Origin of the sequence: Oceanimonas pelagia, from assembly GCF_030849025.1 — a bacterium.
GTDB lineage: Bacteria > Pseudomonadota > Gammaproteobacteria > Enterobacterales > Aeromonadaceae > Oceanimonas > Oceanimonas pelagia.
Window position 1 is genome coordinate 2,056,931 of the sequence record NZ_CP118224.1, and the last position, 14,456, is coordinate 2,071,386.

General features: G+C 59.7%; 13 protein-coding genes and 1 riboswitch. Of the genes, 4 read left to right on the forward strand and 9 right to left on the reverse strand.

From position 1 onward, the window contains the following. Nucleotides 1-160 precede the first annotated feature (160 nt). Nucleotides 161-260, forward strand: a riboswitch (purine riboswitch). Nucleotides 261-336: 76 nt separating this feature from the next. Beyond that, a complete protein-coding gene (locus PU634_RS09755; RefSeq protein WP_306760605.1) occupies nt 337-1,353 on the forward strand; it encodes an adenosine deaminase in 1,017 nt (338 codons plus the stop codon). Between the two features lie 95 nt (nt 1,354-1,448). Here the strand turns inward: PU634_RS09755 and PU634_RS09760 are convergent, their stop codons facing one another. Beyond that, entirely contained in the window at nt 1,449-2,282 is an 834-nt protein-coding gene (locus PU634_RS09760; protein ID WP_306760606.1) for a protein NO VEIN domain-containing protein, read from the reverse strand. Nucleotides 2,283-2,480: 198 nt separating this feature from the next. Then, nucleotides 2,481-2,972 (reverse strand): nucleoside deaminase, encoded by a 492-nt coding sequence (locus tag PU634_RS09765; RefSeq protein ID WP_306760607.1) that lies wholly within the window; start codon nt 2,970-2,972, stop codon nt 2,481-2,483. A gap of 163 nt (nt 2,973-3,135) precedes the next feature. Between PU634_RS09765 and fabG the strand changes: the two genes are divergently transcribed. Then, the gene (gene fabG, locus PU634_RS09770) at nt 3,136-3,891 is read left to right on the forward strand and encodes a 3-oxoacyl-ACP reductase FabG (protein WP_306760608.1); all 756 of its coding nucleotides are present in this window, start codon (nt 3,136-3,138) and stop codon (nt 3,889-3,891) included. Between the two features lie 39 nt (nt 3,892-3,930). Here fabG and PU634_RS09775 read toward each other — a convergent pair whose 3' ends face one another. The 6 genes from PU634_RS09775 to aptA all read right to left on the reverse strand — a co-directional run bounded on the left by PU634_RS09775 (nt 3,931) and on the right by aptA (nt 11,803). Beyond that, the gene (locus tag PU634_RS09775; RefSeq protein ID WP_306760609.1) at nt 3,931-5,013 is read right to left on the reverse strand and encodes a YkvI family membrane protein; all 1,083 of its coding nucleotides are present in this window, start codon (nt 5,011-5,013) and stop codon (nt 3,931-3,933) included. A gap of 153 nt (nt 5,014-5,166) precedes the next feature. Next, a complete protein-coding gene (locus tag PU634_RS09780; RefSeq protein WP_306760610.1) occupies nt 5,167-5,943 on the reverse strand; it encodes a glucose 1-dehydrogenase in 777 nt (258 codons plus the stop codon). A gap of 11 nt (nt 5,944-5,954) precedes the next feature. Further along, on the reverse strand, nt 5,955-7,280 hold the full coding sequence (locus PU634_RS09785) for a serine hydrolase domain-containing protein (protein WP_306760611.1): 1,326 nt from the start codon (nt 7,278-7,280) through the stop codon (nt 5,955-5,957). Between the two features lie 276 nt (nt 7,281-7,556). Next, nucleotides 7,557-8,531: a calcium/sodium antiporter gene (locus PU634_RS09790; RefSeq protein ID WP_306760612.1), complete on the reverse strand. Its 975-nt coding sequence runs from the start codon at nt 8,529-8,531 to the stop codon at nt 7,557-7,559. Between the two features lie 349 nt (nt 8,532-8,880). Further along, the gene (locus tag PU634_RS09795; protein WP_306760613.1) at nt 8,881-10,371 is read right to left on the reverse strand and encodes a CoA-acylating methylmalonate-semialdehyde dehydrogenase; all 1,491 of its coding nucleotides are present in this window, start codon (nt 10,369-10,371) and stop codon (nt 8,881-8,883) included. Nucleotides 10,372-10,450: 79 nt separating this feature from the next. Beyond that, complete coding sequence (gene aptA / locus PU634_RS09800) at nt 10,451-11,803, reverse strand: omega-aminotransferase AptA (RefSeq protein WP_306760614.1); 1,353 nt, start codon at nt 11,801-11,803, stop codon at nt 10,451-10,453. A gap of 279 nt (nt 11,804-12,082) precedes the next feature. On the opposite strand from aptA, the gene PU634_RS09805 reads away from it, so the two are divergent. Further along, the gene (locus tag PU634_RS09805) at nt 12,083-12,370 is read left to right on the forward strand and encodes a ComEA family DNA-binding protein (RefSeq protein ID WP_306760615.1); all 288 of its coding nucleotides are present in this window, start codon (nt 12,083-12,085) and stop codon (nt 12,368-12,370) included. A 94-nt stretch (nt 12,371-12,464) separates the two neighbouring features. Then, the gene (galU, locus tag PU634_RS09810) at nt 12,465-13,370 is read left to right on the forward strand and encodes a UTP--glucose-1-phosphate uridylyltransferase GalU (RefSeq protein ID WP_306760616.1); all 906 of its coding nucleotides are present in this window, start codon (nt 12,465-12,467) and stop codon (nt 13,368-13,370) included. On the opposite strand, the gene PU634_RS09815 is transcribed toward galU, so the two are convergent. After that, nucleotides 13,364-14,344 carry a response regulator gene (locus tag PU634_RS09815; protein ID WP_306760617.1) on the reverse strand — a complete coding sequence of 327 codons (981 nt, stop codon included), beginning with the start codon at nt 14,342-14,344 and terminating at the stop codon, nt 13,364-13,366. The two genes, galU and PU634_RS09815, sit on opposite strands and share 7 nt — an antisense overlap. Between the last annotated feature and the right edge of the window lie 112 nt (nt 14,345-14,456).

A 14,456-nucleotide genomic window follows, 5' to 3' on the forward strand; every position in this document is an offset into this window, starting at 1 on the left:
GTGAGGAGTAAGGGATGAGAAAAAACTCCCCCACTTTCCTCACGACTCAGAATGGCACCAGGGTTAGCCCTGGTGCCATTTTTTCGGCTTCAAACGCTTCAGCTACTTTACCGCTGACCACCTATTGGCATGGCGGTTCCGGTATGGCTACAATGGCTTCCTATCGGCAACGCCGATGCTTCGTATAACCTCACTGATAAGGGGTGAGGGTCTCTACCTGGAGCCGTAAATTCCAGATTACGAAGAGAAAGTGCATAGCGCTTTTCTCTTTGTACATCGTCAATAGTCAGGCAAGAGAAAAGCGCTTGTTGATATCCCTTGAATGGAGACACAAGCGTGAACCAAACCACCTTTATTCAGCAACTCCCGAAAGTTGAACTGCATCTGCACATCGAAGGCACGCTGGAGCCGGAAATGATGTTCGAGCTGGCGCAACGCAACCAGATAGCCCTGCCGTTTAACACGCCGGAAGCCGTGCGCGCCGCCTATCAGTTCAGCAACCTGCAATCCTTCCTCGACATCTACTATCAGGGTGCCAGGGTTCTGATCCACGAGCAGGACTTTTACGATCTGACCTGGGCCTATTTGCTGCGTTGCCAGGCAGATAACGTCATCCATACCGAAATCTTCTTTGACCCGCAAACCCATACCGAGCGGGGCATTGCCTTTGACACCGTGCTCAACGGCATTGACCGGGCACTGCGTGACGGCCGGGAGCAGCTGGGCATCAGCAGTCACCTCATCATGTGCTTTCTGCGCCACCTGGACGAAGACAGCGCCTTTGACACCCTGCGCATGGCACTGCCGCACAAGGACAAAATTGTGGCCGTCGGCCTCGACTCGTCGGAGTTGGGCCATCCGCCGGAGAAATTTGAGCGCGTGTTTCAGGAGGCGATTGGTCACGGCTTTCTGACCGTGGCCCATGCCGGAGAAGAAGGGCCGGTTGAGAACATTCACAACAGCCTTGAGCTGCTGAGCATTTCACGCATCGATCATGGTGTGCGCTGTGTGGACGATTCGGCCTTGGTGGAGAAACTGGCCCAACGTCGCGTGCCCCTCACCGTTTGCCCGCTTTCCAATACCAAGCTGAAGGTGTTTGACCATATGGATCGGCACAACATCGTTGAACTGCTGCGCCGAAATGTCTGTGTGACCATCAACTCGGATGATCCGGCCTACTTTGGCGGCTACATGACCGATAACTTTCAGGCGGTAGCCAATAGCCATGCACTGACGCCGCAAGAACTGGCACAATTTACCCTCAATGCCATTGAGGCCAGTTTTATCGACGACGCCCACAAGCAGCGGCTGACACGGCAAGTGCAGGACTTTATGCACCAGGCACTCGCCTAAGAGATAACAGAACGGAAAACGGGGCGGTTCTGCCCCGTTTTCCCCTCTCCTCAGGATGGTGGGACCAGCCCCGGCTTCAAGGCTTATGTGGCAACTCAGCCCACTACTGCCATAAACTCTGTTGGCTTAAGGTTGCAGACACTTTCCAAGTTACCGCTCAAATGAAACATCCTAGGGTTGGCCTGTAGATCAAACACTCGGTACAAGTGGTAATTATTGGAGTTTTCCCTTGAGAATTTCAATTCATTCGATGTGACGAAGAACGGAATACTTTTCCCGTACTTCGTGGCTTTCACCTCGATAAACCTATCGCTGCCATCGGCGTTATAAGAACGAATATCATACCCGGCTAATGGGCCTACAGTTTGCGCAACATGTTCGATCCGATCCGCTAAAAAACCTTTACTTAACTTCTCTAGCCTTTCTTTTTCATAGGCGAGCGCAAATGCCTCCCCAAAGTCGCCGATGGCTTGGTTACGAGCCTCTCGCTCCAAATAGTTGACTTTGCTCACCAGGTAGTTAGCCTTCACTTCGCCTACCTTGCCTATCTTGGGTGGGTCCTCTAACACACCATCAACGTTAAACCGAGACAAAGCCACTGGGGCTTTTTCCACCTCGACGTCTAACATCTTATGCAGGGCGTCCCTTTTTGAAACAAGATTAAATACGGCTTCCGGCAATAGCGAGCGTTGGTAGTTAGTGCGTGGCTTGTAGCCATTAATATATGGAATACCCATTTCTATCATCACCGCACTTATGTTCTGATGCTTTAATTCAATGGCACCTTCACTGCGACCATTGAGCTTAGGCTGTAGGTTCCTGCGGTGCTCAGTCTTACTATATTTTTTGCCGGCCAACTCCAAGCAGAGCATATCCAGATAATCTGCAATCGTTGCCTCTACCTCAGCCTTTGACCACCCTCTAGACATCCTGCCTCCGAGTAACTGCCCTAGAAAGGACTCATTTGATTTCAATCATTATAATGGGGCCGCGCGGCACGACAAGACGCCTTGAGATCGGAATAAGTCCCCATGCGGCTACTTCGGGAGATCTGCGTGTTGAAGGAAAAGTGGAATAGGCCCCCATCTTTACGGGGGCAACGTGAGGTAGCCCAAATGGCCGTTGGTTTAGTCCTGGCTCTCAATGCCAAAATACCGCCGGTGCAGCTCGCGGATTTCTTCGGCCAGCTCCGGCACCGGACCGGCCACGGGAATGTCGGGGGCCACATCGTTAATGGCCAGCGCCTTTACCGGTGAAGCGCCCAGTCCCCACTCCTGACACCAGGCTGAAAACTGCTCGGCGGAGCTGGCGTACACAATACGGCCCAGTCCGGCCCAGGCGTGGGCAGCAGAGCACATGGGGCAGTGTTCACCCGAGGTATACAGAGTGCTTCGGGAGCGCTCGGTAGCACTCAGGTTTTCGGCAGCCCAGCGGGCCAGGGCGATCTCCGGGTGCCAGGTAGCCTCGCCGGTGTGAATGCGGTTGCGGTCTTCCGCCAGCACGGCGCCCTCGGCCGACACCAGCACGGAGCCAAAGGCCATGTCACCCTCGCTCAGGGCTTCTTCGGCCAGCTCAACGCAACGGCGCAAATGGCGCAGATCCTTTTCGGTAATGCTCACGTTTACCTCCTGTTCGCAAACATGGTTATTTGGTCTGTCTGCTCTCCAAGGTACTGAAGAAACTAAAAATTTAAAAGTAGATCAGCATCACTCATTTGATTTCTGTTTTATGCTTGCATGGCTGCTCGCATTTCAAGCACACAACGAACAAACAGGAGAGCACATGTTTGATTTAACGGGCCAGGTTGCCCTGGTAACCGGCGGCGCCAAAGGCATTGGCAAGGGCATTGCGAAAGTGCTGGCCAGTGCCGGGGCCACCGTGGTGATTGCCGATATCGACGAAACCGCCGGCAAGGCCAGCGCCGAGGAACTGGGTGCTCACTATTTTTATCTGGATGTGGCCCGGCAGGAAAGCTGCAAGCAGGCGGTAGCGGCGGTCATGCGCGACCTTGAGCGGCTTGATATTCTGTGCTCCAACACCGGCATTTTCCCCCAGTGTGATCTGGCCAGCATGACCGAGCAGCATTGGGATGAAATGCATGGCATCAACCTGAAAGGCACCTTTTTTATGGTGCAGGCGGCACTGGAGGCCATGCGTACCCAGGGCTACGGCCGCATCGTGATCACCTCGTCCATCACCGGACCGCTTACCGGTTTTCCCGGCTGGAGCCACTATGCCGCCAGCAAGGCCGGTCAGCTGGGCTTTATGCGCAGCGCGGCGCTGGAATGCGCCCGCGACGGTATTACCATTAACGCCGTGATGCCAGGCAATATTCTTACCGAAGGCCTGCTGGCGCAGGGCGAGGATTATCTGGCGCAGATGAAGGCGGCCATCCCCACCCACACCCTGGGCACGCCGGACGACATTGGTCACGCCGTCTGTTTTCTGGCATCAAGGGAAGCCCGCTACATTACCGGGCAAACCCTGGTGGTGGACGGGGGCCAGGTGCTGCCCGAGTCGCCGGAGGCACTGATATAACCCGCCCGGTCAGCGCCGGGCAGGACAGGCAGTTTCATCTTAATCGTTGCCGGCCAGGGGCTGCAGGCCGGCAAACCCGGCGCGTTTCAGCCGCAGCGGCGCATACATCAGCGCCCCCACCAGAAACAGCCCCAGGTAACCGATCAGCGGATAGAAAAACGCCACCAGCTGGGTAAAACCGGCAAAGCTGGCCACAAAGCCCACCACCAGGGTAATGATGCTGAACCGATTGGCCGCCGGCGTGCGCATTGCCACGAAACGGGCCACAAAGGCATAAAACATGCTGGCCCCCGTACTGAAGATCATGCCAAACAGCACAAAGGCCATGGCCTTGGCCAGCCAGGGGGAAATGCCGTCGATGATCTTGAGCAGCGGCAGGGCATAACCGGCCACCAGATCGATTTGAGAGAACATGGCCAGGTGGCTGATCATGATCAGCACTCCCACCCCGGCTCCGCCCAGCAGGCCGCCCCAGCGGGCGATGCGCGCATCGGGCTCGGCCCCGCCCATCACCAGCGCCATGGCCGCGCCCACGGCAATGTTGAACGACACATAGTTCACCGCCGACACCAGCCAGTGCGGCAGGGTGGACTCCACGCTTTCGGCAATGGGCGCCAGCTCTTCAAAACTGCGCTCCATGGTGAACAGGCTGTAAATGCAGATGAGCACCAGCGCCAGTACCAGAAACGGCGTAATGCTGCCAATCAGTGCCACCACCCGCTGCACGTTCAGCATCAGGGTGGCGCCCATCATCAGGGTCATCAGCACGCTGCCCACAAAGGGCGCCAGGCCAAACTGCTGGTGCAGGGTGGAGCCGGCACCGGCGATCATCACCACCCCCACGCCAAACAGGGTAAAGATGATCACCCCATCCACGATCACGCCAAGGTAGCGACCGCTTATCTGATAGACCACGGTTTTATGGGAACGAGTGCCCGTGCGGCTGCCCAGCCAGGTGAGCATCATGCCCAGATAGGCAAACAGGGCCGTGGCCACCACGGCCGCCGCCGTGCCCAGGTAGCCAAAGCTGGTGAAGTACTGCAGCACTTCCTGACCGGAGGCAAATCCCGCCCCCACGATGATGCCAATAAAGGCACTGGCTATTTTGATGATGTTCCACATGATCGTCTGTTAATCCCTGTAAAAACCAAAATACAACAACACTGATGGTTAAATAGGCAAGATATGTGTTTGCCACATAATAAAGCCGGCGACCTTAACAGAGGTCGCCGGCCGGGGCCATTACACCTTGGTAGGAAGGATCAACAATGTGGCTCAGTCCAAAGTTTGCACGCCGCCGCCGTTCACAAACAGGGTCTGGCCACTCACCCAACGCGATATTGGGGCGGCAAAATAGAGCACGGCACCGGCAATGTCTTCGGCTTCGCCCAGCCGTTTGAGCGGGGTGTGCGCCAGCATGCGTGCCTCGATTTCGGGGGTAAGCACAGAGGCCAGGGCGTCGGTGCGAATGGCGCCCGGCCCCACGGCGTTTACCCGAATGCCGGCGGGGCCATAGTCAAAGGCCAGGTTGGCGGTCATGTGGTTGATGGCGGCCTTGGACGAGGCATAGGCGCTGATGGCCGGGCTCTTGTTGATGGAGCTCATGGACGACATGTTAATAATGGAGCCGTAGCCGGCCTTTTCCATGTGCGGGGCACACAGCTGGGCCAGCCGCCAGTTGCTGAACACGTTCAGCTCAAAGGTACGGGCAAACTGCTCCACGGTAAGGGTGGCCGGACTTTCACGGCCGGCGCCGCCCCCGCCCACGTTGTTCACCAGAATGTTGATCCGGCCGAATTCCGCCAGGGCCTGGTTGACCAGTGCCACCAGATCGTCGTCTCTGGTGACGTTGCAGGCCACGGCCAGCGCCTTGCCTCCCTCGCGACGGATTTCCTCGGCGGTGGCCTCGGCGGCGTCGAGTTTCAGATCCGCCACCACCACGCTGGCACCAAACGCGGCCAGCATTTTACTACAGCCCTTGCCAATGCCGTTGGCACCGCCGGTAATAATGGCCACCTTGCCGGTGAGATCAAACAGTTCAGCAGGTTTCATGGAAGCTCCTTTCAGGGCATTTCAAGAGAAATCAGGTAATCAGCCACGGCCTGATACGCCGGCAGCGAGTAGGGATCATTGGCGCCATTGGCCGCCACCGGATGAGAGGCAAAGCGCACCAGCACCATGTCGGCGGCGGGATCGATGTAAATGGTCTGGCCGTGCACCCCCCGGGCGGCGAAGGCACCGTTGCGGTTATGGGTTATCCACCACATGTTGCGGTAAGACCAGCCCTTGAGCCTGTCAAAGCCGGCACGGGCAAAGGCGTTTTTACTGCCGCCACGGCGAATGTCGTCGATGGCCGCCGCAGGAATGATCTGCTCGCCCTGCCAGCGGCCCCGGTTGCGCACCAGCTCGCCAAAACGGGCCAGGTCGCGCAGGCCGGCGCTCAGCCCGCCGCCGGCAAAGGGAGTACCCAGCTCGTCCACCTGGTAATAGGCGCTTTGCTCCATGCCGATGCGCCGCCAGATTTTTTCCGACAGCAGCTCAGCCACCGACTGGCCGGTGACCCGGGAGATCACCCAGCCCAGGGCGTCGCTGTTGATGGTTTTGTAGCCAAAGGCCTCGCCATGCTCACCCTGCTTTTGCACCCCGGCAAGATACTCAAAATAGCCCACCGGGCCGGTGTATCCTGCCGGCTTGGGCCAGGGGCTGCCGGCGGCGGAGTATTGCCATACCTCGGCGTTGGGATCGGCATAGTTTTCGCTGTATTGCAGACCCGTGGTCATGTCCATCAGCTGGCGTACGGTGGCATCGCCAAAGGCGGAGTCTTTCAGCTCGGGCACGTATTCGGCCACCAGCCTGCTTTCATCCAGCCGGCCTTCGGCCACCAGCACGGCGGCAAGCAGGCCGGTTACCGACTTGGTTACCGACATGGCAGCGTGCTGACCACTTTCTTTCAGGGCGCCGGCATAACGCTCATACACCACCTCCCCCCGGTGCAGCACAATCAGGCCGTCGGTGTAATTGCGCTCAAAGGCATCGGCAAAGGTGATGGGCTCATCGCTGTCCCAGGGCAGAAAGCGCAGCTTGTCGACTAACGGATCCAGACGATACTTCAGCGGCAAGGGCGCGCCCAGGCCCCGAGACACTTCCACCGTGGGCATAAACTCGCGCATGTGCGCCACACTGTAGCGCAGGGCGGGAAACTCAAAAAAGGAGCCGTCGGCGGCGCGCAGACGTTTTTCCGGCGGCGGCGGAAAGCCCTGCATCCAGCCCAGGGTGACGGGATCGCTGCTGCTGGCGGAAAGCGGCTCAGGCTGAGCCGTTGCCGGCAGCGCCAGCAGACTGCACAGCAGGCCGGTGGCGGCCCGTCGCATACGGAGGTGTATTTTCATATGTTCTTCACGCGCCAGATGGGGTTATGCGGGTCAGTATAGACACAGGCGTGGTTGATGCAGATGGGCAAGGGCGAGCAAAGCGCCCATTTTGGGGGAATGAGGAAATTGCAGGCCGAGCTTTACGCCCGGCAGCATAAAAACACAGATATAGCCTGAAGTCGCAGTGGGGATTGCCGAAGCCGACCGTCAAATGTCAGGGATGACATTTGACGAGCGTCCCGGGGATGGGCCCGAAGCGTGTCGGCGGAGTGCAACCGCACTGCTGCTTCACTGCTACGCAGCAATCACATTGCCGGCCAGCCAGCCGGTGTAGGCCAGGTACACCGCCAGCAAAAAGGCACCTTCAACGCGATTGATGCGTCCCGGGCGGCCACGAAAGCCAAAGCCCAGCACGAACAGCGACAGGGTCAGCGCTATCATCACCACAAAGTCGCGGTTGATCACTTCCGACACCACCGCCAGCGGGTGAATGATGCCGGCCAGCCCCACCACCGCCAGGGTATTGAACAGGTTGGAGCCAATCACGTTGCCCAGGGCCAGATCGTGTTCATTCTTGCGAATGGCGGCAATGGAGGAGGCCAGCTCGGGCAGCGAGGTGCCAATGGCGACGATGGTCAGACCAATGATCAGATCACTCACGCCAAAGGCCTGGGCCACATTCACCGCTCCCCATACCAGAAAACGCGAGCTGATGATCAGCAGCACCAGACCGGCCACCAGCCAGAACAGCGCCTGTTTCAGGCTCATGGTATTTTCACCCAGCTCCTGCTCCTGTTCGCTGGCCATGCTGTCGTTGCCGTCACGCAGACCCTGACGAATGCTCCAGGCCATCAGCAGCACGAACACCACCAGCAACACCATGGCATCGGTACGGGCAAGCCAGCCGTTCCACAGCAGGCTGAGCGACAGCAGGGTGATCAGCAACAGTATGGGCAGCTCCTTGCGCAGCACCTGAGAGTGCACGGCAATGGGACTGATCAGTGCCGTTACCCCGAGAATGAGGCCAATATTGGCAATATTGGAGCCATAGGCATTCCCCAGGGCCAGCCCGGGGTTACCTTCCAGCGCCGCAATAATGGACACCACAATTTCCGGGGCCGAGGTACCGAACCCCACGATCACCATGCCAATCAGCAAGGGGGGCATACCGGCATAACGGGCGGTGGCCGAAGCACCGTCCACAAAGCGGTCGGCACTCCATACCAGCACCGCAAGGCCCAGCACGATGGCGGCAACAGACATCAGCATAATGAAATCCCCCCTTGAACGGGGGTGGAAAGCAGAAACAACAGGCTAGACAGATTCATAAGCGCTCTTGGGGCGGGACCAAAACACCGAAGACGCCTCCACCTCCCGCCCGGTTGGTGGCTGCGTCTCGAGTCTCATCAATCCACAGGACACTACTGCCATAAGCCTTCGGCTCAGAGATTGTTGACAGCAGTTTCGGCATTCACCGAACGATTACTCCCTCAAGAGGCGCATATTGTGACAGCTTGCGACGGGCAAGAAAAGGACCGTGAGGGGTAAGGAGTAAAGGGCGAGGAAGAAATACACCGGTGAACCTCCTCACACCTCCCTCTTTACGCCTCACCAACATTCACAAACTCGGAAAGGCGAAGTCCGAAGCCTGGTGGCTGGCGCGCTCGGGCCATTTCTGGGTAATGGTCTTGCGCCGGGTGTAAAAGCGCACGGCATCGGGACCGTAGGCGGCCAGATCACCAAACAGCGAGCGCTTCCAGCCGCCAAAGCTGTGATAGGCCACGGGCACCGGCAGCGGCACGTTAATGCCGACCATGCCCACCTCGATGTGATCGCCAAACAGCCGCGCCGCTTCGCCGTCCCGCGTGAACAGGCAGGTGCCGTTGCCGTATTCATGGGCGTTGACCAGGGCAATGGCGTCTTCCAGGCTCTCGACCCGCACCACGCACAGCACCGGACCAAAGATTTCTTCCCGGTAGATGCGCATGTCGGGGGTCACCCGGTCGAACAGGCAGCCACCGATAAAGTAGCCGCCTTCGTGGCCCGGCACCGTCACACCCCGGCCGTCCACCACCAGGGCGGCCCCGGCCTGCTCGCCGTCTGCAATGTAACCGGTAATTTTCTCCAGGTGCTCCCTGCTTATTACCGGGCCCATGTCGTGGCCGCCTTCCGTACCGGGGCCAATGTTGAGCATACGGATTTTTTCGCTCAGTTTTGCCACCAGGGCATCAGCCACCGCCTCGCCCACGCACACCGCCACCGAGATGGCCATGCAGCGCTCGCCACAGGAACCAAAGGCCGCCCCCATCAGGGCACTGACCGCATTGTCGAGATCCGCATCGGGCAGCAGCACCGCGTGATTCTTGGCGCCGCCCAACGCCTGCACCCGCTTGCCACGGGCCGTACCCCTGGCATAAATGTGCTCGGCCACCGGGGTGGAGCCCACAAAGCTCACCGCCTTTACCCCCTTGTGCTCCAGCAGTGCCTCCACTGCCTCGCGCCCGCCCTGCACCACATTGAGCACCCCCCTGGGCAGACCGGCTTCTTCCAGCAGTTCGGCAATCAGCAAGGACGCGCCGGGATCCTTTTCCGAGGGCTTGAGCACAAAACAGTTACCGCAGGCGATGGCCATGGGGAACATCCACAGCGGCACCATGGCGGGAAAATTGAACGGGGTAATACCGGCCACCACCCCCAGGGGCTGAAAGTCAGACCAGGCGTCGATGTCGGGGCCCACGTTACGGGTAAATTCCCCTTTCAGCAGGCCCGGCACACCGCAGGCGTATTCCACGTTTTCCATACCCCGCTGCAGCTCGCCGCGGGCGTCTTCCAGGGTTTTGCCGTGCTCCTCGGCAATCAGCCGGCAAATATCGTCGGCGCGCTCTTCCAGCAGCTGACGATAACGGAACATCACCCGTGCCCGCTTGGCCGGGGGGGTATCGCGCCAGGCGGGAAAGGCGGCCTCGGCGGCGGCCACCGCCTGCGCCACCGTGCCGGCATCGGCCAGGGCCACTTGCGCACAGACCGCACCGGTGGCCGGGTTAAAGACATCCAGCCACTGACTGCCGCGGTGATGTTCGCCGTTGATCAGGTGAGGAATAATATTCATGCTAAGTCCTTGTACATGTAATGATGAAAAGCCTGTCGGCTCAGCCCCATATTCAGTCGTTCCGGCGCAAACCGGAATATCATGCTGCCGATGCTTTCAGCACTGCGGCCACGGCATTGAACAACTGCTCAAGCTCATCGGGGGTGGAGATAAAGGGTGGACCAAACTGCAGGGTGTCGCCGCCAAAACGCACGTAATAGCCCGCTTGCCACAGCGCAATGGCCAGCTCCATGGGCCGGCGTGCCGGCTCGCCCGGGCAGGGCGCCAGCTGCACCGCCCCGGCCAGGCCGCAATTGCGAATGTCCACCACATGGGGCAGCCCTTTCAGCCGGTGGATTTGCTCTTCAAACACCGGCATCAGCGCCCGCACACGACCCGGCATGTTCTCTTCCACAAGGGCGTCGAGTGACGCCATGGCGGCGGCGCAGGCCACCGGGTGGCCGGAGTAGGTATAACCGTGAGGAAATTCCACCATGTAGTCCGGCCCGGGCTGCTCCATAAAGGCCTGATAAATCTGCTCTCTGGCGATCACCGCGCCCATGGGTACCACGCCGTTGGTGAGCTGCTTGGCCACGCTCAGCATGTCGGGCACCACCCCAAAGGCCTCGGCACCAAACAGCTCGCCCATGCGCCCCAGGCCGGTGATCACCTCGTCGAAAATCAGCAGAATGTCGTGCCGGTCGCAGATCTCCCGCAACCGCTGCAAATAGCCCGCCGGCGGCACTATCACCCCGGCCGAGCCGGACATGGGCTCCACCATAACCGCCGCAATGTTGGAGGCGTCGTGCAATTCAATGAGTTGCAGCAGATGATCGGCAAGCTCTGCGCCGTGCTCGGGCTGGCCCCGGCTGAAGGCGTTTTCCGCCAGCAGTGTATGAGGCAGGTGATCCGCCTCCACCAGCTGGCCATAGTGCTTGCGGTTGGGACCCATACCACCCAGGCTGGTGCCGCCCATGTTGACCCCGTGATAGCCCCTGGCCCGGCCAATCAGCCGGGTCTTTTCCGGTTTGCCCCTGGCGCGCCAGTAGGCCCGGGCCATTTTCAGGGCAGTGTCGGCGCATTCTGAGCCGGAGTTGGTAAAGAACACCCTGGTTAAATCGGCGGGAGCCAGACCCGCCAGCCGTGTGGCCAGCTCAAAGGCCAGCGGGTGTCCGGTCTGAAAGCCGGGCGCGTAGTCCAGGGTATGGAGCTGACGGTGAATGGCCTCAATGATTTTGGGGTGCCGGTGGCCAAGGCCGGTGCACCAGAGCCCGGACAGGCTGTCGAACAGCTTACGGCCGTTCACATCGGTAAAATACGCGCCGTTCGCTTCGGCGATCAGCCGGGGAGCAGCCTTGAAGGCCCGGTTGCCGGTAAAGGGCATCCAGAAGGCATTCAAATCCAGCTGCCGGCCGATGGTTTCCTTGCTGCTCATGCTTGCCATGGTGTTCATCACGACTCCTTGCCGCCTCACAGATGTGATCCGATAGGCTCATCATGCTCCCCCTTGAATGCCTGTTAAATATAAACTTTATAAATCTCAGTTAAGCGAAGGCTGAACTTTACACCCGCATGCCACATGTCACGCCCCGCAGCCTTCCATCACGGGCGCACTGGCGCCGGCTTTTTGTGCTGAATATTTGCGCAATTCAGGTTTCTGAACGAGTCTTGAATGGTCCTGAAAAAACAGGACCTGTGTGGGAACGTCTTGAAAAAGAAAAGGAGACTCGGGATGAAAAAACGATTAGCCCCTGCCCTGCTGGCAATGTTGCTGGCCACCGGAGCACCGGCCCTGGCCAACGAAGCCGACGCCAAAGACGTGGTGGTTACCAGCGTCAACATCAACACCGCCACACCGGATCAGCTCGCCCAGCTATCCGGCGTCGGTCCGGCCAAGGCTCAGGCCATTGTGGAATACCGGGATGCCAACGGTCCGTTCGCCTCGGTGGACGATCTGGCCCGGGTCAAGGGCATTGGCGAAGCCACGGTGGAAAAGAACCGGCACCTGCTCAGCAACTAACACCGTTACGCTGACCTCACTGCCCCTTTCGTGCCGTGGCCGAAAGGGGCAGCTTTGGTTATGATACCGCTTTGTTTTCAACAGCGATGCATCCATGTCACACCAACAATCCATTCGCAAGGCCGTGATCCCCGTAGCCGGCCTGGGCACCCGCATGTTGCCCGCCACCAAGGCCATTCCCAAGGAAATGCTGCCGGTGGTCGACAAGCCCCTGATCCAGTATGTGGTCAGCGAGGCGGTCAAGGCCGGCATCAAGGAAATCGTACTGGTTACCCACGCCAGTAAAAACTCCATTGAAAACCACTTCGATACCAGTTTCGAGCTGGAGGCCACCCTGGAAAAACGGGTCAAGCGTCAGCTGCTCGACGAGGTACAGAATATCTGCCCGTCCGACGTCACCATCATGCATGTGCGCCAGGGCGAGGCCCGGGGGTTGGGGCATGCCATTCTGTGTGCCCGCCCGCTGGTGGGAGACGCCCCCTTTGCCATTTTGCTGCCCGATGTGCTGATCGACGACGCCGCCTGCAACCTGAGCCGGGACAACCTGGCCGCCATGATCGCCGCCTTTGAGGAAACCGGGCACAGTCAGATCCTGGTGGAGCCAGTGGCCGAGGAGCTGGTGGATCAGTTCGGCATTGTCGATCTGGGCGATGCACACATCGCTCAGGGCGAGTCGGCCCCCATTGCCGCCATGGTGGAAAAGCCGTCCCGGGAAGAAGCCCCTTCAAACCTGTCTGTCGTGGGTCGTTACGTACTGCCTGCCAGCATCTGGCCGTTGCTGCAGAAAACCCCGCTGGGCAAGGGCGACGAAATTCAGCTGACCGATACCATCGCCATGCTGATGGACAGGGAGCGGGTCGACGCCCACCACATTACCGGCAAAAGCCACGACTGCGGCAGCAAGCTGGGGTACATGATGGCCAACGTGGAATATGGCCTGCGCCACAAGGAGCTGGGTGAGGGCTTTCGTCGCTACCTGCAACAACTGCAGGCTCAGTAAGGGGCGCGACTGGCGGTAAGTTCAATGCGTCCGCCATGGCTGCCGCTGAGGCTGAGCCGCAGCGGGAAATGGCAGGGCTGACACCAGGGGCTGGCGGTGAACTCGCCCCGCCCCAGGGGGCCGGCATTACAGCCGGCCAGCCAGTCGCAGCCGCCCATGCCACCGTTAGCCACCTCCAGGCTGTTGCTGTCGGCCCGCAATCTGAGCAGCATCAGATTCACGCTGGCATTGAGCTCGCTGTCAGACAACCGCCGGTTAAGATATTCCAGGGTGCGGGCCGGACTTTGCAGCATCCGGCTGGTACCACTGCGGTACTGACGCAGGGGCTCGTGCAGCAAGAATGCCACCAGCAGCATCAGCATGGGCGTGTCCTGATGCAGAGGATCAAACTCCGCCGCCAGCAACAGCAAATCCTGCCCCAGCCGCAGCGACCGGGTCAGCACCCAAGGGGTGCTGTAATGGCAGTTCAGCTGCCAGCTGCCCAGCCGCCGCTCTCCCGATACCGCCAGCTCCTGCAGCAGCCGGGTGGCGGCCATGTCCTGTCGGCGATAAAACGCCAGATGCGCTTCAAACTCCGCCAGCTCCCGCTGCGCCTGCCGGTTGCCCGACACCAGACAGGCTCCCAGTCGCCACTTCAGCGCATGCCAGTTGCGCACCGGCTTGACCAGATAATCGGCCGCCCCGGCACGCAGCGCCGCCGCCACCTCGGCCATGCTGCCTTCACCGGAAATGGCGATGAAGGGTGTCTCCACCCGGTGCCGGCGAAACGCCGCAGGCAGGGAGTGGCCGTCAACCGCCAGCCTGCAGTTGCCCAGTACCAGCGCGGGCCGGTATTGCACCGCCAGCTGCAGCCCCCTGGCCGGGGTGTCGGCCTCCAGTACCCGGGCCCCCCACAACTCCAGATAGGCCAGCATCTGGCGCCGGAACAGCACGTCGTCGTCCAGCAATAATATGCATGGGTTTCGCATGAACATGGCGAGTTCCGCAAATGAAAATGATACCTGAATTCAGCCTAGCCGATTTCACTCACCGTGTAGTCCCGGCTGTATTCCGGCGCCGCTTTATTGGATAATGGCCGCACCATTC

Bases quoted from the DNA above. Each gene is read 5' to 3' on its own strand.
- PU634_RS09785 (WP_306760611.1), bottom strand. From the start codon at position 7,280: ATGAAAATACACCTCCGTATGCGACGGGCCGCCACCGGCCTGCTGTGC.
- fabG (WP_306760608.1), top strand. From the start codon at position 3,136: ATGTTTGATTTAACGGGCCAGGTTGCCCTGGTAACCGGCGGCGCCAAA.
- PU634_RS09775 (WP_306760609.1), bottom strand. From the start codon at position 5,013: ATGTGGAACATCATCAAAATAGCCAGTGCCTTTATTGGCATCATCGTG.
- PU634_RS09760 (WP_306760606.1), bottom strand. From the start codon at position 2,282: ATGTCTAGAGGGTGGTCAAAGGCTGAGGTAGAGGCAACGATTGCAGAT.
- aptA (WP_306760614.1), bottom strand. From the start codon at position 11,803: ATGAACACCATGGCAAGCATGAGCAGCAAGGAAACCATCGGCCGGCAG.
- galU (WP_306760616.1), top strand. From the start codon at position 12,465: ATGTCACACCAACAATCCATTCGCAAGGCCGTGATCCCCGTAGCCGGC.
- PU634_RS09795 (WP_306760613.1), bottom strand. From the start codon at position 10,371: ATGAATATTATTCCTCACCTGATCAACGGCGAACATCACCGCGGCAGT.
- PU634_RS09780 (WP_306760610.1), bottom strand. From the start codon at position 5,943: ATGAAACCTGCTGAACTGTTTGATCTCACCGGCAAGGTGGCCATTATT.
- PU634_RS09790 (WP_306760612.1), bottom strand. From the start codon at position 8,531: ATGCTGATGTCTGTTGCCGCCATCGTGCTGGGCCTTGCGGTGCTGGTA.
- PU634_RS09815 (WP_306760617.1), bottom strand. From the start codon at position 14,344: ATGTTCATGCGAAACCCATGCATATTATTGCTGGACGACGACGTGCTG.
- PU634_RS09805 (WP_306760615.1), top strand. From the start codon at position 12,083: ATGAAAAAACGATTAGCCCCTGCCCTGCTGGCAATGTTGCTGGCCACC.